The sequence below is a fragment of the Corynebacterium pseudokroppenstedtii genome (assembly GCF_019754945.1).
GTDB classification, from domain to species: domain Bacteria; phylum Actinomycetota; class Actinomycetes; order Mycobacteriales; family Mycobacteriaceae; genus Corynebacterium; species Corynebacterium pseudokroppenstedtii.
Genome location: NZ_JAEUWU010000004.1, coordinates 213,930 through 235,190, shown reverse-complemented (window position 1 = coordinate 235,190; position 21,261 = coordinate 213,930). Strand labels below are relative to the sequence as shown.

The window sequence follows — 21,261 nt, the reverse complement described above, 5'->3', positions numbered from 1 at the left end:
AAAATACATATCGATAATTCAGAAAGAATAGGACACGCGCATGGAGACTATGGTCGTGGCGGAATCTGTGCTCCGCCTTGATGCCAGTTGGGTGGATTACTCGCTGGTAGCGCTCTACTTTGTTTTTGTTTTGGGAATCGGGTGGGCAGCCCGGGCGAGGGTATCGAGCTCAATTGATTTCTTCCTCTCTGGCCGAGGGCTGCCGTCCTGGGTGACAGGTTTGGCTTTTATTTCCGCCAACTTGGGTGCGGTTGAAATCATTGGCCACTCTGCCAACGGCGTCCAGTACGGAATGCAAACAATGCAGTATTTCTGGATTGGCGCTGTTCCTGCCATGGTTTTCTTAGGCATCGTTATGATGCCTTTTTATTATGGCTCCAAGGTTCGCTCGGTCCCCGAATTCATGCTTAAACGGTTCGGTCCGACGGCACACCTGGTCAACGCCATATCGTTTGCCTTGGCACAGCTCCTCATCGCTGGTGTTAACCTGCTGCTTTTGGCGAAGGTCGTCAATTCGCTCTTGGGATGGCCACTGTGGGTTACCTTGTTGGTCGCGGCGGTTATCGTCCTGTCGTATATCACCTTGGGCGGTCTCTCCGCCGCAATTTATAACGAGGTTCTCCAATTCTTCGTCATCGTTGCAGCGCTTCTTCCTCTGACATTGATTGGTCTCCATCGTGTTGGCGGCTGGGGAGGATTGAAAGGTTCCCTGAACGCTGAATCGCATTTCCATACGTGGCCTGGGCAGGATATTTCGGGGTTTGATAACCCAATCGTGTCTGCAATTGGTATTGCGTTTGGTCTTGGTTTCGTTCTGTCCTTTGGTTATTGGACAACAAACTTCGTTGAAGTTCAGCGCGCCATGGCGTCGGAATCGTTGAGCTCTGCGCGGAAAACACCGATTATCGGCGCATTTCCGAAGATGCTGATCCCCTTCGTCGTTGTTATTCCTGGTATGGTCGCCTCTGTTCTTGTCACGCCGATTAAAGATGAGACAGCAGAACCCAATGACGCCATCCTTTATTTGATGCGTGATTTATTGCCCAATGGTCTCTTAGGTGTTGCGATTGCTGGTCTTTTGGCTGCGTTTATGGCTGGTATGGCGGCAAATATTTCCGCATTTAATACCGTCATGAGCTACGACATCTGGCAGACATACGTGGTTAAAGACCGTGATGACGAGTACTACCTGAAGTTTGGCCGGATTGCGACGATTCTTGCTGCGGTGATCGCCGTCGGGACTGCACTGGTAGCAATGAACTTCGGCAATGTCATGGATTACCTCCAAACGCTGTTTGGTTTCTTTAACGCTCCGCTGTTTGCCACCTTTATTTTGGGCATGTTCTGGAAACGAATGACACCCACTGCTGGTTGGGTAGGGCTAGTGACCGGTACGCTTGCCGCCGTCGTCTTCTGGGGTTTGTCATTGGGGTCCGCTCCCGTGGTTAGCCTGCCTGGACAGGGAGTCGCATTCGTTGCCGCGTCGATTGCATTCGCGACGGATGTCGTCGTCTCAATCCTTGTGACGATGGTGACGAAGCCGAAACCGGATGAAGAACTAGTGGGCTTTGTCCGTTCTGTCACTCCGAAAGCCCAATTGGTGGACACCACAGAAGCAGAACAACCGTGGTATCACCGGACCGTCCCATTGGGGATAGTGTGCTTGGTTTTGGTCATCGCGCTCAACATCGCATTCGCATAATCGAGGAAAGCGATATGCGAATAATGAAAACGATGTCGTACCGAACGATAAGCCAAATAACTAGTTATAGCTGGACGAATAATAAGAAAGGCGCTGAATACGATGACTGAGCACACATCAACTCCCGCGAGCGCACCGGAGAAACACAAGGCTGGAGCCTTTGATATCCGGACTGTGATCGCGATTTTGTTGGGGATATACGGCCTTGTTCTTGTGATCTGTAGTTTTGCACTCGATCCAGGCACGAACCCGGATACCGGAGCATCAAAATCTGCAACAGACAATTTATGGGTCGGAATTGGGTTACTCGTCGTTGCCGGTGTTTTCGTGGCGTGGGCAAAACTCAAACCCATCATTGTCGACGAATCAAAGATCGTTCACGACGATGAACCTGGTCTCGGGTAACGGTAAAACGCCGGTTAAACAGTGACCTGTACGAGCTGATTCGGACCATGTGATGGACACAGAACAGCAAATGAATTCCGTAAGTGGTGAAAGATTGAATAAGAATTCGGATCATCCGTATTCAGTAACGTCGATGACGCTGGCTGACGGAAGGGAACTGATCTATTTCGACGACGACCCTAAGGTTCTCAATGGGGCTGTGACACGCACCCTGACAGATTCACGCGAATTACCGCACGCGAAAACCGATTCGGAGATTCGGCGTGATCCGCTCTCAGGGAAGTGGGTCGCCTACGCGAGCCACCGCATGAATAGAACATTCATGCCGCCCGCTAATGAAGATCCATTGGCGCCCACCATTCCGGATCACCTGCCCACAGAGATTCCGTCGCCGGATTATGACGTCGTTGTCTTTGAAAATCGGTTCCCCTCGTTCAGCATGCACATGTCCCGGACGTCTAGTACTGAGGGGAATGGCGGGGGAACAGATAAGCGGGGAACAGGCCAGCACAGTGCCGACGATGACGCGCTCTTGGATAACGGCATGGTTCCCCACCGGCCTGCCATAGCACGATGCGAAGTCATTTGCTTTACGCCGGATATTTCGGGTTCTTTTAAGGACTTACCTGTTAGCAGAATCCGAACGGTTATCGAAGCATGGGCACACCGAACGAAAGCGTTATCCGCAATTCCAGAAGTTCGGCACGTCTATCCGTTTGAAAACCGCGGTGAAGAAATTGGGGTGACGCTACAGCACCCCCACGGGCAGATTTATTCCTACCCGGAAATTCCACCACGTATTCGAAACATCGTTCAGTCGTCCAAGAAATATCGGGAAGAAAACGGTAGTGATCTGTTTGCTGATCTTCTCTCCGCCGAGATCGAAGAGGGAACCCGGATTATCGATTGCACCGATCATTTCGTCGTTTTCGTTCCTGCTGCCGCGAAATGGCCATTAGAGGTCATGGTGATGCCACGGCGTTCGGTGCCGGATTTCGACGCATTATCCCAGGAAGAGCGTGCAGACCTCGCTCCGCTGTTGAAGAAGCTCTACACCGCCGTCGATAAGTTTTTCGATGGAGTTGAGCGAACACCATATATCGCGTCCTGGAATCAAGCGCCCACCGTGCCGGAAGATCGTGATTATGTTCGGCTCCACCTTCAATTGTTCTCGCTCATGCGCTCACCACATAGGCTGAAATATTTGGCAGGCTCCGAATCCGGAATGGGATTCTGGATTAACGACACCACCCCCGAACGCATTGCTCAACGATTTAGAGAAATTTGGGACGACAAATAATGACAAATTCACACGAGGAGCCAAAAGACCAACCGCAGGCAAACCCCTCACACGCACCACACGATCCCGAGGCAATCAGGTGGGCCGAGGCCCGCAGCGATCAACAGCTTATTGCCGATGCCACCGCGTTGTTTACCGAGACGTTTGGTGACAAGCCCGATGGCGTGTGGGCTGCTCCTGGTCGTGTGAACCTCATCGGTGACCACGTCGATTACGCGGGCGGAGTGTCCATTCCGTTCGCATTGCCGCATGTCACCGCCGTGGCGGCGCGCCGTCGTACCGACGACACCATCTCGATTGTTTCTCTTCCGCCGGGCGCCGCAACGGAATCCGGAGATACCGCGATAGGGACAGATGATGTCACCCACCCCGAGGCGCTCCGCACCTCCGTGGAACTCGCGGATATCGGCCCGGGTCATCCCGCCGATTGGTCCGGTTACGTTGCGGGAACTATATGGGCCGGCCATCAGAATGGTGCGATACCTCCATCCGATCAGCAGAACAATGGGCTGGACCTCGCCATCATTTCTGACGTTCCCCTGGGCTCCGGGCTCTCCAGCTCGGCCGCTTTGGAGTGCTCCGCCGCACTAGCTGCCCGCGAGCTTGCTGCTCCAAAGCAGCCCCTCGACCAGGCGGCCTATCAACTCCTCATCGACGCCGCGATCCGTGCAGAAAATGACGTCGTCGGCGCGTCGACAGGGGGGCTAGACCAGCGCAGTTCCCTCCTGGCGACAGCAGGCCACGCCTTAGCCATTGATTTCCGCACCAACGTCGTCAATCAGGTTGCCTGCGACGTCGAATCCGATGGGCTCGCATTCTTGGTAGCGGACACCAACGCGCCCCACTCGCTGTCCGATGGACAATATGCCTCGCGACGAGGCGTTATCGACGCCGTCACCGCACATGCCGGTGCGCCCACTCTCCTCGACATCGATGACCCCATCGCCGCCGCAACCTCCTGGGCGGACACCGATGAATCCACGGTCAGTCCCGATATTGCACGCATGCGCGTCAGACATGTCATCGAGGAAACCGCCCGAACCCGGCGCGCCCAAGATGCCCTGAACAGCAAGAACTGGCAAGAATTCGGGTGGCTCATGAACGAGAGCCACGAATCCCTCCGCGACCTCTACGACGTATCCACACTGGAACTGAACTTCGCACGGGACGCGGCCCTCGACGCAGGTGCCGTCGGCGCCCGCATGACCGGCGGAGGATTCGGCGGAAGCATTATCGCGCTCGTCCCCACGGACCGCATCACCGTGGTTGCGCAGGAAATTCACCAGCGCACCGTCGATAAGAAATTACCGAACCCCACATTCTTAGCAATTTCCCCGGCTGCGGGTGCTCGGCGGCTGGTGTAACCCGGCGAACGAAAGATAGGCTTTAACCGTGACTGTCACCTCGAACACTAGTGAATATGACCTCTTTGTGGTCGGATCCGGATTCTTCGGGCTCACCATCGCAGAACGCATGGCCAGCGCCGGTAAGAAAGTGCTCATCGTAGAGAAACGCGAGCATATCGGCGGAAATGCCTACTCAGAAGCCGAGCCGGAGACGGGCATTGAAATCCACAAATATGGTGCCCACCTTTTCCACACCTCCAATGAGCGCGTGTGGAACTACGTCAACCAATTCACTGACTTCACCAACTACCAGCACCGAGTGTTCGCCATGCACAAGGGCACGGCGTACCAATTCCCCATGGGGCTCGGGCTGATCAACCAATTCTTCGGGCGGTACTACAGTCCCGACGAAGCACGCCAGCTCATTAAAGACCAGACCGACGGGCTGGATCCGGCCAAGGCAAAGAACTTGGAAGAGAAGGCGATTTCGCTGATCGGGCGGCCACTGTACGAAGCGTTCGTGCGTGATTACACCGCCAAGCAGTGGCAAACTGACCCGAAGGAGCTGCCGGCGGGGAACATTTCGCGACTTCCCGTTCGGTACACGTTCGACAACCGATACTTCAACGACACCTATGAGGGGCTTCCCGTCGACGGATACACCGCCTGGCTGGAACGCATGGCCGACCACGAGAACATCACGATCCGCCTGAACACCGATTGGTTTGAGGTTCGCGACGAACTTCGCGCGGCATCGCCCAAGGCCCCCGTCGTCTATACCGGGCCACTAGACAGGTACTTCAACTACTCCGAGGGACGCTTGGGATGGCGCACCCTCGATTTCGAAACGGAAGTCCTCGATACCGGGGACTTCCAGGGCACGCCGGTCATGAACTACAACGATGCTTATGTGAAATACACCCGCATCCATGAATTCCGCCACTTCCACCCCGAGCGGAAAGACCGGTACCCGCGCAATAAAACGGTCATTATGAAGGAATTCAGCCGCTTCGCCGAGAACACCGACGAACCGTACTATCCCATCAACACGCCCGAAGACCGCGATAAACTGCTGGCTTACCGTGATCTCGCGGCGAAAGAGGCGCACGATCACAACGTTCTCTTCGGTGGCCGCCTGGGCACGTACCGTTACCTGGACATGCACATGGCGATCGGATCTGCCCTGTCCATGGTTGATAACAAGTTGATGCCGTTCTTCGAGGACGGGCAGCCTATCGAAGCGTAGGGTGAGTTCGAGGATAAAAATCATCGGGCGGCGACTGGGTACATTCCCAGTGCGCCGCCCGATAAATCTAGGCCCGGCTGTTCATGCAGCTACTCACGCAGCCTAGCTGTCTACTTCTCCTGCTCCGGCGGATTGAGCGGATCACCACGCTTGACGTGGTAGAACGGCGTCTCATCAGCGGCAAGAGGAGTCTTCCCGGCAATGATGTCCGACGCCTTTTCCGCGATCATCATCGTCGGCGCGTAGATATTGCCGTTCGGAATCGACGGCATGACGGATGCGTCGACAACATAAAGACCATCCGTGCCGTGAACCTGCATGGTAGAGGGATCGACCACCGACATCGGGTCGCTCTCTGGGCCCATCGCACAGGTGCAGGACGGGTGCAGCGCGGTCTCGGCGTCATTCCGAACCCACTCGAGGATCTCCTCATCGGTCTGCACCGCAGAGCCGGGAGAAATCTCCCCGTCGGTGTATTCCTTCATCGCCGGGGTGTCCAGCAGTTTGCGTGACACCTTGATAGCTTCAACCCACTCGCGGCGATCCTGCTCCGTCGACAAGTAGTTGAACAAAATATCCGGCTTGGTATCCACCGTCGGCGCAGTAATCCGCACATATCCGCGCGCATCCGAGTACATCGGGCCAACGTGGAACTGGAATCCGTCGTCACCCTCCGGCTTCGTGCCGTCATAACGCATAGCCAGGGGCAGGAAGTGGAACATGAGGTTCGGGTAGTCCTCGTTCTCATTGGACCGCGCGAACCCACCAGCTTCGAAATGCGACGTAGCCACGGGGCCCTTATGCGTCGTCAACCACTGCAAGCCCAGCATCGGCCACCGCCACTTATCCAAGTAGCGCTGAGCAGACACGGGCTTGGTGCAGTTGTACTGGACATACACCTCAAGGTGGTCCTGCAAATTCTCGCCGACACCCGGCAAATCCTTAACGACGTTGACGCCGACCTTGTTCAGCAGATCCTTATTGCCGACGCCGGACACCTGCAGCAGCTGCGGCGAATTGATGGCTCCGCCACACAGGATCACTTTGTCGGCGCGGACCTGGTGAGTGCGACCGTGCCAGTAGTACTCAACGCCCACGGCCTTCGTGCCCTCGAAAAGAATGCGACGGACATTCGCGCGGGTGCGGAGCTCCAAGTTTTCGCGATCGAGGACGGGGTGAAGGTACGCGCGGGCCGCGGACAGGCGACGCCCGCGATCAATATTCGCGTCGAACGGGCCGAAACCTTCCTGGCGGTACCCGTTCACATCCGGCGTGTAGTTATAGCCCGCCTGCTCGATGGACTTAAAGAACGCCTTGAACAGGGGCGATGTTGCCGGGCCGCGCTTCATGCGCAGGGGTCCATTGTGCCCACGGCGGGGATCGTCATCGGGGGAGCCCAACGCCGTTTCCATCCGCTTGAAGTAGGGGAGGCAGTACTTCCAATCCCACTTCTCCAGCCCATCGCGCTTGCCCCACTTCTCGTAATCCATCGGGTTGCCGCGCTGGAAAATTTGCCCATTAATCGACGACGAACCACCGACGACTTTGCCGCGGGCATGGTAAATCCGACGGCCGTGCATTTCCGGCTCGGGGACGGACTCGTATTCCCAGTCGTAATGCTTATTGCCGATGGGGAAAGAAAATGCGGACGGCATGTGGATGTAGAGATCCCAGAGGGAGTCATTCCTCCCTGCCTCCAGCACCATGACCGACGTCGAAAAGTCTGATGACAGCCGGTTAGCCAACACAGAACCGGCGGAACCAGCGCCCACGATGACGACGTCGCGGTGTTCCACCGTTGAACCGGACTTGGGGAAAAGCTTGCCAATCTTTGAGCCAGCCGATGCGGCTGCGGACTCCAGCCGAGAAGCAAACGAACTCACGTAGAGATCCTCCTTGCCTAGAATGCATACGTAGGGCGCCGATGCAGCGCGTGATGGACATGGACATCGGGAATCGCGGCAGCAAAAATAGCGCGGTAGAAATAGTGCAGCTTATTTTCGCGCACATTTTGGCCGTGAATCCCATTGATAATGGGTAATCAGAATATCAAAAATAGGCGGAAAAACCAAGTTGAAAATGTGTATTTAATACCCTGAAAAGCGTTTGAACAGTAGCTATACATATTGTGAAAACTCTTTTGAAATGTGACCGACTACATTTTCTATCTAAATTGTTTATACTCATACGGTCCCAGAAAAACTGAAGGAAGAGACGCATGGGCCGATTGGAGAGTTCTATTTCAGCCAGAAAGACGTCGACAATCCCTGACCATGGGGACGCGGACGACAATGGCGCCGACAATGGCACAGGGAAAAAAGACCCGACGAAAAATCAGGTAGCCGGCGGGTCTCAACCAACCAGGACCGTAGACCCGCCAGATGTGAACTGGCCGGTGTTTATCATTTCCGGCGTTCTCATCATCTGCATTGCGCTGTGGGCGATACTGGCGCCCGATAATGCACTATCCGTGCTGACGGACATCGTCGGAACAGTATCGAAGAATGCTGGATGGTTCTATATCCTCACCGCCACGGTGGCTGTGCTGTTCATGCTCGGTGTTGCCATCACCCGTGCGGGCCTCATCAAACTCGGGCCGGACCATGCGAAACCGCAGTTCGGCCTTTTCTCTTGGGCATCGATGCTTTTTGCCGCAGGCATCGGCATTGACCTGCTGTTCTTCTCGGTGGCGGAACCGGTTTCCCAGTATTACCACCCACCATCAGGTGACGGTGAGAGTATTGAAGCTGCACGTCAGGCCGTTGTCTTCACCCTGTTCCACTACGGGATCACTGGGTGGGCTCTCTACGCCTTGATGGGAATGGCGTTTGGGTACTTCGCATACCGCCTGAACATGCCCCTTTCCATTCGATCCGCGCTCTACCCGCTGATCGGTAAGCGGATCCACGGGCCCGCCGGCGATGCCGTTGATATCGCGGCCATGTTAGGCACGGTTTTCGGTGTTGCCACGTCATTGGGTATCGGCGTTGTTCAGCTCAATTATGGGCTGAAGGTCCTTTTTAACTTTCCCGAAAACTTAGGCTGGCAAATAGGGTTAATCGTGCTAGCCGTTGCGGTCGCCACGATTTCTGCAGTGTCCGGTGTTGATAAAGGAATAAAACGACTCTCAGAGATCAACGTGCTCCTCGCGATCGGACTGATGCTCTACATCCTGGTCACAGGCCGAACAGCCTTCCTCTTCGACGCCTTGGTCATGAATGTGGGCGAGTATGTCTCGAAGTTCCCGGGCATGACGATGGACACCTACGCCTTCTCCGGTGCTCAAGAATGGCTGAACTCATGGACGCTGTTCTTCTGGGCATGGTGGGTGGCCTGGGCCCCCTTCATCGGCCTGTTCCTGGCGCGCATTTCGCGCGGGCGCAGTTTGCGGCAGTTCGTTGTCGGTACGATGTCCGTACCATTTTTATTCGTCCTGCTATGGGTGTCCTTTTTCGGGAATTCCGCTCTGGACAAAGTTATTCACGGCGATAGCGACTTTGGCCACATGGCAGTCGATAAACCAGAGCGCGCGTTCTATCTCCTGCTCGGTCAGTATCCGGCCGGCATGGTGGTCATGGGGGCAGCGTCGCTGATCGGTCTGTTGCTCTACATCACCTCTGCGGACTCTGCGGCACTGGTCATGAGTAACTTCACATCGAAAATTACGGACTCACAGCAAGACGGACCGGCATGGTCCCGTATTTTCTGGGCGGCTACCGTCGGTGTGCTCACCATATCCATGCTGTTCGTCGACGGTATTCCCGCTTTGCAAAACGCAACGATCATCATGGGATTGCCATTCGCGATCGTCATGTATCTCGTGATGTACAGCTTGTTTAAGTCATTGCGTTTGGAACTATTGCAATCCAAATCGAGTGCGCGTGCTTTGCACGGCGCAATGTCTAGCCGTGCTGCGCCTGCGGAAGCGGGAATGAACTGGAGGAAACGCCTCAACCGCGCCATGTCATTCCCGTCATATACCCAGGTGGAGACGTACATTGATAACGTTGCCGCCCCTGCCTTGGACAAGGTGGCGAAGGCATGCAAGGAACGCGGCGCGGATGTCGAGTACACGCGATCAATCGTGGAGGGCCTGGGACTGGCTCAGCTTGACTTCCGCGTGAAGTTTGGGAGCGACAAAGACTTCCGCTATCAGATTTATCCGACGCAGTACCCGATGCCGTCGTTTGCCGGCCGCATTCATCTGGATAGTGACAGTGAAGAACTGTATTACCGGTTGGAAATCTTCACGCTTACCGGTTCACTGGGCTATGACGTTTATGGTTATACGGAATCTCAGCTCATTGAAAACGTTTTAGATTTGTATGAGAGGCATATGGAATTCCTTCACCTTCAATCCGATCTTCCGGGTGGGTCCGACTTGTCGGATAACGCCGATCCGGTCGTCGAATGGGTGGACGATTATTCCGACTATGCTGCGGACAGTGCCGCTACAACAGGCAGTTCTGTGAGAAGCGAGAAACAAGAGGAGGCGGATACGTCGGCTTCCACGGAGGAATCGACGGCAGTCAGCGACTCGTCCTCAGCATCATCACAGAGCTCAGCCTCTCCACAGAGCGAAAAATAACGATCACGAGAAAGTGAGTGCAGACACTCTATGTCGCAATCAACGACGCAAATGAAAACTGCCCCTACGCCGGCAGCCGAGCCGGAATCACTGTTCATCAATGGTGAATGGGGTTCTGCAATCGACGGTGAGACGCGCACGATCACCTGTCCTGCTAACAATCAGGCAGTGGGCGTGGTCGCTGAGGCGTCGACGAAGGACACAGACCGCGCCATCGCCGCTGCTCGTGAGGCTTTTGACTCGGGCGTGTGGTCAGGCTGGTCGGGTTTTGACCGCGGTCAGCTTCTCCTCGCCGTCGCGGACAATATTGAGGAGCGCAAGGATGAATTCGCGCTTGCGGAGTCCTTGGACACGGGTAAGCGTCTCATGGAATCCAATGCCGATATGGATGACATCATCGGATGCTTCCGTTACTTCGGCAAGCTCGCCGGTAACGACGCCGGACGCGTCGTTGACGCTGGTGATCCGTCGATAAGCTCGCGTATTGTGCGTGAGCCCGTAGGCGTGTGCGGGCTGATTACCCCGTGGAATTACCCGCTCCTTCAGGTTGCGTGGAAGGTTGCGCCCTGTGTGGCGGCGGCAAACACGTTCGTCCTGAAGCCGGCCGAGCTGACGCCTCATACTTCTATGTTGCTGCTGGATGTGATGGACAAGGCCGGGCTGCCGAAGGGTGCAGGGAACCTGATCACCGGTGCTGGTAAATCGGCGGGCGCACCTTTATCGAGTGACCCGCGCGTCGACATGGTGTCGTTCACGGGTGGCCTGGAGACCGGACGCCACTTGGCCTCTGAAGCGTCTCTCACAGTGAAGAAGATTGCTCTTGAGCTGGGTGGCAAGAATCCGAACGTCATTTTCGCAGATGCCGACTACGACGCCGCGTTGGATAACGCGATGAATGCTGCATTCGTCCACTCCGGTCAGGTGTGCTCGGCGGGAGCTCGGCTCGTCGTCGAAGAGTCCATTGCGGAGCGCTTTGTCACAGACCTTGTGGCCCGAGCTGAAAAGGTTCGCTTGGGTGGCCCATTTGATGAGAAAGCGGAAACGGGTGCGCTGATCTCGGAGGCGCACCGCGAGAAGGTTTCGAATTATGTGGCCCATGCGCGTGAGCAAGGTGCCCGCGTGCGGTGTGGTGGTGCTTTTGGTACTGGCCCGACAGCAGATGGCAGTGCCTCATTGGACGACGGCTGGTTCTACTTGCCGACGGTGATCGATCAGTGCACCCAAGAGATGGACTGTGTTCACGATGAGGCTTTTGGCCCGACGGTGACCGTGGAGACATTCTCGACGGAAGAGGAAGCCATCCGCATCGCGAACGACACGAACTACGGGCTGGCCGGGGCCGTGTGGACATCCGACGCGGGCCGCGCAGAGCGCGTTGCTCGTGGGTTGCGGCACGGAACGATCTGGATTAATGATTTCCACCCCTACTTGCCGCAGGCAGAGTGGGGTGGCTTCGGCCAGTCCGGTATGGGCCGCGAGCTCGGCCCCACTGGTCTGGAGGAATACACCGAGCCGAAGCACATTTATCACAACACGACGCCGGCCGTGACCGGGTGGTTTAGCCCCGAGGAGTAGGTTTTTCGACGGAGAACAGTGGCCGCATCGTCGTGACCGATTCGTTCTCCGCCGGCTCGGATGCCATGGTGATCTCCATCCGTCGGCTATCCATCACCACCACAGGAACGGTGGTGGGACGGCCGGCTGCGGCGACGGCGGGCACGTCGTATGTCACGATCGGCTGGCCTTGAACAACGTGGTCGCCTTTCGCGGCATGGACGGTAAATCCTTGGCCGTTTAATTCGACGGTGTCGATACCTAGGTGTACGAGAACGCCGATGCGGTCGTCGGTCATGATGGCGAAGGCGTGTGGGAAGAGCTGCATGATACGGCCACTGACGGGGGCGACGGCTTCGAGGACGCCCTGTTCCGGGCGGATAGCGAGGCCGCGGCCCACCGTTTCCGAAGCGAACGTTTTATCTTCTACCTGCGAGAGCGGGATCACTGTTCCGGGGATCGGCGCGCGGACCTCCAGTGGCCCATGGTCTTGGGGTTGTGCTGCGGGCGAGTCCGTGGATCTTTCCGTGCGCGTGCCGGTGGCAGCCCCCGCGAGAGCTGCGTTGATTTCGTCTTTAAGGACATCGGATTCTGTCCCGAAGACTGCTTGAACGCTGGTCCCGATTTCCATGACCCCGGACGCGCCCAATGCTTGAAGCTTGTTCTTATCGACGGCTGCGGGGTTGTTGACTTCCATGCGGAGCCGGGTAATGCATGCATCCACGTTGGCGAGGTTGTCTCGCCCGCCGAAGGCATTAATCAGGTCTTCGGCCCGCGACGAAGGCGACGAAGGGGTAGCTGAGCCTGGTGTTGCACTGACACTCGTGGTGCTCGAGGAGATGCCCCAAGTTTCATTTTCCGACGTCGTAGAGCCGGTGGCTGAGCCCGACTCATCGGTGTTGTCAGCTGCACCGACTGTTGTGTCCGCTCGGCCTGGTGTGTGGAGATTCCAATGCACGATGGCAAACCGGAATATGAGGTAGTACAGAACCGCGAACGCGAGCCCTTGAACGATAAGAAGAGGAATGTTGTGTGCAGCGGGCGCCGTGCCGTAGAGGATCAAATCGAGTAGTCCGGCAGAGAACGAGAACCCCAGGTGGATATTCAGCAGCTCCGCAATGGCGAGGGATAGTCCCGTGAGTACCGCATGGACAACGTAGAGGGGGAACGCCAGGAACATAAACGCGAATTCGAGGGGTTCGGTCACACCGGTGAAGAACGCCGTCAGTCCAGCGGCGGAGAGGATACCGATCGCCGTCGCTTTTTGGCCCTTCTTCGCTGTGTGAATCATGGCCAGCGCTGCTGCGGGGAGGCCGAACATCAAAATGGGATAAAAACCGGAGGTCAGTAGCCCCGCTGAGTGGTCACCTGCGGCGAAGCGGGAGAGCTCGCCGGACACAGTTCCGTCGGGTCCGTTGTAATCACCGTAAATAAACCACACGTAGGTGTTCAGAATGTGGTGAAGTCCCAGCGGAATGAGCATTCGGTTAGCAAATCCGTAAACAAACGCTCCTAATGCACCCGTTCCACCGATGAATCGGCCAATCGCCGTCAGTCCTTCGTTGAAAATGGGGTAAATGTACGACAGAACAAATCCGGTGATCAGCGTCGTTACTGAGACGACGATGGGAACAAATCGACGCCCGCCGAAGAACCCGAGGTAGGACGGCAGTTTAATGTCGTGATACTTGTCGTAGAGCCACGCGGTGAGCAGACCGACGACGATACCGCCGAAGACGCTGTAATCGATGAGTGCTTGTTCGCCTGAGGAATCCTTGACTCCGTGGAGGACGAGCGGCGACATTTGTTTGAACACCGCACCCATCACGAGGTAGCCGGCGACGGCAGCCAGGGCTGTTGACCCGTCGGCCTTCTTAGCGAACCCAATGGCTACCCCGACCGCAAAAAGCAGCGGGAGCTGGGAGAAAAGCGCTTGGCCGGCCGCGCTCATCGCCTCGAAGAAGGGGCCGATGACGGGAGTTTGGATCCTTCCGAGGAGGTCGTCTTGGCCTAATCGGAGGAGTATTCCCGCTGCCGGCAGGAGCGCGATGGGCAGCATGAGGCTTTTTCCCAACCGCTGGAGCTGGGAAAAGTCGGGTCTATGAAACTTCCGTTTCGACGCTGAGGGGGATGCTTCCGGTGAGGACGACGGTGACGTCGACGGGGCATCAGCCTTAGTGGGGAGCGAATCTTGCCGCTGGGTGGCCTCCGGATTGTTACGCGAGGACGAGTGCGCGGTACTTGTCATACAACCTATGGTGGTGGCACCTGACGCGTGAATCAAGTGAGGTCTTCGTCACTCGAAAGGGAGTGTATTGATCTGAGCCGTACCGATGTAAGAAGCAGTAAGATTTTATTTCCTCTATCCTTTTAGGAAAGCGATCTATCAAGGGTGCGAAGTCGGAACGAAGCCAGTACGAGGCTGGCGCGAGGTCAGCGCCACATCGCGCCACCCGGGCGACAATCGAGCTTGCATGGGCCAAGCGTAGAGGAAGAGGGACGGTATGGGTCGGGTTAAACAAGTGTTGTCATACAGGATTACCCGGATTATTTTGTGTGTGATTATAGGACTAGTGCTCGGCCTTCTGATTTATCTGGGGTTCAGGCTTTATTTGGATAATATGCTAGGAGGCCGATAGTGAAGAAAGTCGCCTGGGGTATTCTCTATGTGTTTATTGTTGTTGTCGTAGCTGCCGTGACCGCCTATTACTTTTGTACGCGTATTGATGTGTTGAGTAGAACGTTTAAAAATAATCCAGATTCATATTCAGTCGTGAAGGACCTTAATTATGGTGATGGGGTCCAGAACAATTTCGACCTATACCTTCCCAAGGATAAAAATCGCTCAAACTTTCCTCTAGTGGTCTGGATCCATGGGGGAGGGTTTGTCAGCGGCGATAAAAAGGATGCTGCCTCGGCAAAGGACGCAGCAACCCGAGGGTACGTGTCGGCTTCTGTGAATTACACGACCAACACCGATGATCATCCGTCAAACCTGGACAAAATGTACACGGAGATCAAGAACAGCGTGAACGCTGTGGTTGCACAAGCCAAGCAACATGGATATCCGGTGAATCAAATGGCCATTACTGGGGAATCTGCTGGCGGTACTCTCGCGATGATGTATGCCTTCCGCGATGGGAAGGACAGTCCCGTTCCCCTGAAATTTGTGTTTCAGGAAGTCGGTCCCGCGAGCTTCCAGCCAGAAGACTGGGCTAACTCGAATGGCGACATTAAAGGCTACGGTAAAGATAAAAAGAAGTTCTTAACTGAACTGACGGGCGTGCATCTCACCGATCACGATATGGAGGATGGTTCTTATCACGATCTTGCGGAACGTGTTTCTCCCTATCATTACGTTTCCGCTAACTCCGTTCCCATGTTGATGGCATACGGAAAGAAAGACAAAATTGTTCCTTTTAAGGTACATGATCGCTTATTAAGCGCTCTTGATAATAATCACGTCCCTTACGACTATTTCGTCTTCCCTCGATCGGGGCACGGTCTGTACTCGGACCCCGGCCAAGCAAAGAAGTACGTCGACAAACTTGGGGACTACTACGGCAAATACTTCGATTAACTGCCCGTACAGCGCGACCTTGCACTCCTCATTCTCCACCACATCCGACGCTAAATAGCTCTGCGCGGACCCAACCAGTACTCTAGGCATGGTGTTTGCGTCGAGGATGTGCCGGAGGCCAGCGTCGTAAGTTCAGTGCTCAAGTGTTGTAGTGCTGGACCATTGTGCTGGCGGCGTGCCATTGGGGAACCTCGTTGCGCTGGTGAGCTGCGGTAGGCTCAGTATGTTGACAGAAGTGAAATGAAAGGGTTAGCGAGTATGAGCCAGGCCGGGAGTCAGGCTAAAAGTCGAGCTGTGGAGCGCCTTCAGCGCGTTATTCTGCCTCGCAGGGGGGAGCCGCACGATGTTCGGTCGTTGTACATGATCGAATCGAAGGCGAACAAGTCGCGCGCTGTGCTCCACAGCCGCACCGAGGCAACATTCCCGGCGGGCGCTGAGGTCAGCTTCGAAACCTATTTCAACGGCTTCCCGGCTTCATATTGGCGACGCTGGACTCAGCTGAAATCCGTCGTCTTGAAGCTCGAGCTGCAGGGCGACGCGCGTGCCGATGTCTACCGTTCGAAAATCGACGGATCTCGCATCGCCGTCGAAGGCAAAATGACCGACGTACTGGCCGATGACATTCACGCCACGACGGCCGAAGAGAGCACGCAGGACACCATCGAGGGCGAGCCGTCATCCGCGGAGTCCACTGTATCGACGCTGGAATTTGAGATCCCTCTGGACCGCTTCGAAGACGGCGGCTGGATCTGGTTCGATCTGACCTGCGAGACCGATGTCACGTTGTTGGCCGCCGGGTGGTACGCGCCAGAACAACCTGGTCCTCAAACGCTGCCCGACGGGTCGACGATCGGCCCGCAGGATAAATCCGTGACGGTGGGTATTCCTACCTTCAACCGTCCCGCCGACGCCGTTGCCGCTTTAGAAGCCATCGCTTCTGACCCAGAAGTCGACGCCGTTATCGACGCTGTTTTGATGCCCGACCAGGGGACGAAGCATCCTGCCGATGAGCCGGGCTTCGATGACGCTGTCAAGCACTTTGGTGACCGGTTCCACGAGTTCCGCCAGGGCAACCTGGGTGGATCGGGCGGTTACTCCCGCATTATGTATGAGGCCCTTGGCGGTGTGGGCTCTGACGAGGAGCGTAAACAGCGAGCCACCAAAGCTCCGTTCATTCTTTATATGGACGATGACATCGCCATCGAACCTGACTCCATTCTTCGCGCACTCCAGGTTGCCCGGTACGCACGCCAGCCCATGTTGGTCGGTGGCCAGATGCTAAACCTGCAAGAGCGCAGCCACTTGCACAGCATGGGCGAGGTCATTGATCGGCATTCGTTCATGTGGACCTCGGCACCTCACGTCCACTACGACCACGACTTTTATCAGTACCCGCTGCGTGACCGTAAAGATCACGGGCGGAACGCCAATGGCGATGTGATTACCTCGCGTGACCTTCACCGCCGCATCGACGTCGACTATAACGGCTGGTGGATGTGCATGATCCCCCGTGTTGTCGCAGAAACCATCGGCCAGCCGTTGCCCTTGTTCATTAAATGGGATGACGGCGAATACGGCCTCCGCGCCGGGCATGCGGGCTTCCCGACGGCATCGTGGCCGGGTATCGCGATTTGGCATATGGCCTGGTCCGATAAGGATGATGCTATTGACTGGCAGGCCTATTTCCACCTGCGCAACCGTTTGATCGTTGCTGCTATCGAACAAGATGGTTCCATTTTGGGCATGCTGCAGTCGATGGCCAAGGCGACGACGAAGCATCTCATGTGCCTTGAGTATTCGACGGTCGCTATCCAGAACGAAGCCATTAAGGACTTCTTGCGTGGCCCTGACCAGCTCTTTGACATCCTCGACACCGCGCTCCCGCGCATCAACGAGTTGCGCAAAGAGTACCCGGATGCCGTCGTGTTGCCCTCAGCGTCGGCGGTTCCGCCGGCTAAGGGTGGGCCGAAGAATCTCACAAAGATCCCGCTCAACCCCCTAGCTAAGGTGTCTACGCTGTCGAAAGCTGTGAAAAAGCAGTTCTCGCCCAGCGATGGTGACCCCGAGGTTCCCGACGTTAACCTTCCGCCGATCGAGGCTCGCTGGTTCTCCTTGTCGCGTGTCGACGGAGCTACGGTGACGACGGCCGACGGCCGCGGAGTTGTGTTCCGTAAGCGTAACCGTGCCAAGGCTGTGAAACTGGCTCGTGAGTCGATGCGTCTGCAGAAAGAAATTTACGATCGCTTCCCGGAGATGCGCCAGCTGTATCGCAAGGCTCACCCAAGGCTGACCAGCCGCGAGGGATGGAGCACGATCTTTGAACGCTAAACACAACGGGCACCGACACAAAGGGGATCCCTTCGACGAAACCCGGGTGCTTGAGTTCATCCAGGGCGCCATTGCGGATAAACCGGGTGTTATGCCTCTGGCCAGGGGGCTCAGCCACGCGGGTGAACATGCCGCAGCCTGGTTGGCGCTGGGCGTCGTCGGAATGATCGCGGATGAAAAGCGTCGAACCCAGTGGGGAATACTGACCGGGGCAGCGTTTGGGAGCCACGCAGCATCTGTGATTCTCAAGCGTATTGTTCATCGTCCCAGGCCCCATGGCCCCCGTGTGCGGATCGGGGTGAAGACTCCGTCGAAGTTGAGTTTTCCCTCGTCACATGCCACGTCGACGACGGCCGCGATGATTGAGCTCTCACGGATCACCGGTTCACGCGTGCCATTGACAGTAATTCCGCTTATGATGCTGTCGCGAATGACAGTCGGCGTGCATTATCCAACAGATGTTGCAGCCGGGGCCCTCTTGGGAGGAATATCGGCGGAAGCTATTCATCGGGCTGTGACGCACCAGTAGGCTAGTGCGGTCGATAGCGTGGACAGGGTAGTGCGATTGATGGCGACTGCGAATGTCACCACAGAGGAGTTATAAAGACACGATGGCGGGCAATGAACACGATCCGTATCCCAGTAATGAATCCAATGGTGCGCTAATTGGGTCCGAGCCTCATACACGAGGTCTCTACCCCGAGGCTCCGAAAAACGCGGACGATAGAGCCTCCGCGAAAGTGCGGGCGCCCAAGAACCTGCCAGAGGCGATGTTCAAGGCCATCCGCCCCAAGCAGTGGGTGAAGAATGTCTTGGTGGTGGCCGCTCCTGCAGCGGCCGGTTCGGATATGTTCACTGGTCGCGTCGCCGTGGACGTCTTCATTGCGTTCGTTGCCTTCTGCTGCGCGGCGTCGTCGATTTATTTGATTAACGACGCTCGCGATGTTGAAGCCGACCGCGCTCACCCGACGAAGCGGTACCGCCCTATTGCCGCGGGTGTGCTCCCGGTGGGAGTGGCTTATGGAATGGCCGTTGTCCTCATTCTTGCTGCATTAGCTGTCTCTTTCTTATCGACGTCTGCCTGGGCTTTGGCGACAGTGATCGGTGTCTACATCATCCTGCAGTTGGGATACTGCTTCGGATGGAAACACCAGCCCGTGATTGATATTGCGTTGGTGTCCTCGGGATTCCTTTTGCGTGCAATGGGTGGTGGCGTCGCTGCGGGGATCGACCTCTCACAGTGGTTCCTCTTGGTCGCGGCGTTTGGTTCCCTGTTCATGGCGGCTGGCAAGCGGTATTCGGAAATTCTGCTGGCAGCTAAATCGGGGGCGAAAATTCGTAAGTCCCTTGAGGGATATACCCCGACTTATTTGCGCTTCGTATGGACTTTGTCTGCGACGGCGGTCGTGCTGACCTACGCCCTATGGGGCTTTGAGATGGGCCAGAAAGATAGTTCCGCGTCTGCCTTGTGGTACGAGATTTCGATGGTGCCGTTTACGGTCGCTATTTTGCGGTATGCAGCCGACGTGGACCGTGGTGATGGGGGCGCGCCAGATGAATTAGCTCTGCGTGACCACGTACTTCAGCTACTGGGACTCCTCTGGGCGATTGCGATTTTCATCGCGGTGTATGTGGCGCCGTCCTTCTAGGGTGACACTTTTCGGGTGCGGCTTGTCAGTTGTGGCGTGAGAACCGTCGTACCTGGTGAAAATCGCGAAGTAACGTGGACAGAGTATTATTCGATTACTATTGTGTGTCATCGTTCCACCGAGTGTGATCGGTGATCGTTCATTTCCGGTGCGCGGGCCGATTGTGAGGATCTGCCTCGGGGTGGATGGACGGCTACTGAAGGGCCGACCGCGTTCGTACCGTGAATGAGTGAGATAGGGAACTTCCCAGGCTCTTGAGGAAAGAGGAAAATTTTATGATGAGCTTCTCGCGACGTGTGGGAGCTATACGTAGGCCCTGGCTTATGGTGGCCGTGCTGGTGAGTGCCATTGCGCTCATGCTGGGTATGACCACCGCCCTGAGCTCAAATAAAGCTCATGCGGAGGGGAGCCGAGACACCCTACGGCCGGGCTGTACATGGGATGCTGCCGCCTACTGGGTGCAGAAGTGCACAGTCCACTCGAACGCCATGAACAAGGACATTCCGGTCCAAATTCAGGCAGCCAATGGTAACGGCAATGCAGGCCTCTACATTTTGGGCGGATTCGCCGGGCCAACGAACAGCAGTGGCTGGATTGACTGGGCACACGCTCAAAACATTTTCGTTGACGACAACATCACGAAGGTCTTTCCCCTGGGTGGTAAAGCTTCCTTCTACACGGACTGGGAGAAGCCCTCTACATCAGCTGATGGCACCCAAACCTACAAGTGGGACACGTTCTTAAGCTCTGAGCTTCCCGCGTATCTCCAGGCTAACTTCGGCGTTTCACCGACCAACAACGCGGTTGCCGGAATGTCGATGGGTGGTACTGGCGCTATGAACTTGGCTGCTCATCACCCGAACCAGTTCCGTCAGGTTTCATCATTCTCGGGCTACTTAGCTACCTCGAACCCGATCATGCGCATGGGCATTGCTGGCGCGATGCTCGGAAATGGCGGGTACCGCATCGACCAGATGTGGACCGGTGACCGCATCCGTCAGAACGATCCGACGAAGAACGCAGCCGCATACCGCAACACCGACGTGTACATTTCCGCGGCGACCGGTTGGTGGAACCCGCAGGATGACTTCTTCGCTAACCCTGTCTACTCCGTATCCGTGATGGGGATGGAAGCTGTGTCGCGTGTGACTACCACCCAGTTTGAAGGTGCTCTCCGTGCGCAGGGTATTAACCCGACCATTGATTACCCCTTGGCTGGTGTTCACAACTGGACCAACTGGCGTGAAGAACTGATCAAGGTTCGTCCCCGTATCCTCCAGGCAACCCAGAGTGCCGCTGGTCAGGGCGTTCCTGAGGGTGATAAGCCGCTGACAGGCGATCCCGGTTCACGGTCTGCCACCGTTCCGGGGGTTCGTGGCGACGATGTTTCTCCTGCCGCTCAGAATGACGCAGCTGCCACCGGTGGCGACGTCCAGCGCGCTGTTGAGAACAGCCACCAGGACCAGTAGCTCACCACCGAGTCGCCACTGAGGGGCCTGGGAAGATAGCGTAAACATTCCTTCATAAGACGCAGGTACTGGTTAGGGTGCCTGCGTCTTATGC

General features: G+C 56.3%; 14 protein-coding genes. 12 read left to right on the top strand and 2 right to left on the bottom strand.

All coding sequences use genetic code 11. From position 1 onward, the window contains the following. Positions 1 to 49: 49 nt before the first annotated feature. From JMN36_RS08220 to glf, 5 genes are all read left to right on the top strand, one after another. On the top strand, positions 50 to 1,702 hold the full coding sequence (locus JMN36_RS08220; protein ID WP_221924267.1) for a sodium:solute symporter family protein: 1,653 nt from the start codon (positions 50 to 52) through the stop codon (positions 1,700 to 1,702). Between the two features lie 102 nt (positions 1,703 to 1,804). After that, positions 1,805 to 2,107, top strand: coding sequence for a hypothetical protein (locus tag JMN36_RS08215; protein WP_204087911.1), 303 nt, complete (start codon positions 1,805 to 1,807; stop codon positions 2,105 to 2,107). A gap of 70 nt (positions 2,108 to 2,177) precedes the next feature. Next, positions 2,178 to 3,407, top strand: coding sequence for a galactose-1-phosphate uridylyltransferase (gene galT / locus JMN36_RS08210; RefSeq protein ID WP_221924208.1), 1,230 nt, complete (start codon positions 2,178 to 2,180; stop codon positions 3,405 to 3,407). Further along, positions 3,407 to 4,771 (top strand): galactokinase, encoded by a 1,365-nt coding sequence (galK, locus tag JMN36_RS08205; protein WP_204087913.1) that lies wholly within the window; start codon positions 3,407 to 3,409, stop codon positions 4,769 to 4,771. The genes galT and galK overlap by 1 nt, the downstream gene beginning before the upstream one ends. A gap of 28 nt (positions 4,772 to 4,799) precedes the next feature. Beyond that, positions 4,800 to 5,999 carry a UDP-galactopyranose mutase gene (gene glf / locus JMN36_RS08200; protein WP_204087914.1) on the top strand — a complete coding sequence of 400 codons (1,200 nt, stop codon included), beginning with the start codon at positions 4,800 to 4,802 and terminating at the stop codon, positions 5,997 to 5,999. A gap of 110 nt (positions 6,000 to 6,109) precedes the next feature. Here glf and betA read toward each other — a convergent pair whose 3' ends face one another. Next, positions 6,110 to 7,828: a choline dehydrogenase gene (betA, locus tag JMN36_RS08195; RefSeq protein ID WP_046202116.1), complete on the bottom strand. Its 1,719-nt coding sequence runs from the start codon at positions 7,826 to 7,828 to the stop codon at positions 6,110 to 6,112. 389 nt (positions 7,829 to 8,217) lie between these two features. Here betA and betT point away from each other — a divergent pair, with 389 nt between their 5' ends. Continuing rightward, positions 8,218 to 10,587: a choline BCCT transporter BetT gene (gene betT, locus JMN36_RS08190; protein ID WP_204087915.1), complete on the top strand. Its 2,370-nt coding sequence runs from the start codon at positions 8,218 to 8,220 to the stop codon at positions 10,585 to 10,587. A gap of 30 nt (positions 10,588 to 10,617) precedes the next feature. Further along, positions 10,618 to 12,162 (top strand): aldehyde dehydrogenase family protein, encoded by a 1,545-nt coding sequence (locus JMN36_RS08185; protein ID WP_204087916.1) that lies wholly within the window; start codon positions 10,618 to 10,620, stop codon positions 12,160 to 12,162. On the opposite strand, the gene JMN36_RS08180 is transcribed toward JMN36_RS08185, so the two are convergent. Next, a complete protein-coding gene (locus JMN36_RS08180; protein ID WP_204087917.1) occupies positions 12,146 to 14,389 on the bottom strand; it encodes a PTS sugar transporter subunit IIABC in 2,244 nt (747 codons plus the stop codon). The two genes, JMN36_RS08185 and JMN36_RS08180, sit on opposite strands and share 17 nt — an antisense overlap. Positions 14,390 to 14,779: 390 nt before the next feature. Here JMN36_RS08180 and JMN36_RS08175 point away from each other — a divergent pair, with 390 nt between their 5' ends. The 5 genes from JMN36_RS08175 to JMN36_RS08155 all read left to right on the top strand — a co-directional run bounded on the left by JMN36_RS08175 (position 14,780) and on the right by JMN36_RS08155 (position 21,167). Next, entirely contained in the window at positions 14,780 to 15,721 is a 942-nt protein-coding gene (locus JMN36_RS08175; protein WP_204087918.1) for an alpha/beta hydrolase, read from the top strand. Positions 15,722 to 15,979: 258 nt separating this feature from the next. Further along, positions 15,980 to 18,049, top strand: a complete 2,070-nt coding sequence (locus JMN36_RS08170; RefSeq protein WP_204087919.1) for a glycosyltransferase — start codon at positions 15,980 to 15,982, stop codon at positions 18,047 to 18,049. Positions 18,050 to 18,140: 91 nt separating this feature from the next. Beyond that, positions 18,141 to 18,578, top strand: a complete 438-nt coding sequence (locus tag JMN36_RS08165; RefSeq protein ID WP_236881787.1) for a phosphatase PAP2 family protein — start codon at positions 18,141 to 18,143, stop codon at positions 18,576 to 18,578. Between the two features lie 82 nt (positions 18,579 to 18,660). Continuing rightward, the gene (locus JMN36_RS08160) at positions 18,661 to 19,698 is read left to right on the top strand and encodes a decaprenyl-phosphate phosphoribosyltransferase (RefSeq protein WP_204087920.1); all 1,038 of its coding nucleotides are present in this window, start codon (positions 18,661 to 18,663) and stop codon (positions 19,696 to 19,698) included. Positions 19,699 to 19,973: 275 nt separating this feature from the next. Then, positions 19,974 to 21,167 (top strand): alpha/beta hydrolase, encoded by a 1,194-nt coding sequence (locus JMN36_RS08155; protein WP_204087921.1) that lies wholly within the window; start codon positions 19,974 to 19,976, stop codon positions 21,165 to 21,167. The last annotated feature ends 94 nt before the right edge of the window (positions 21,168 to 21,261 follow it).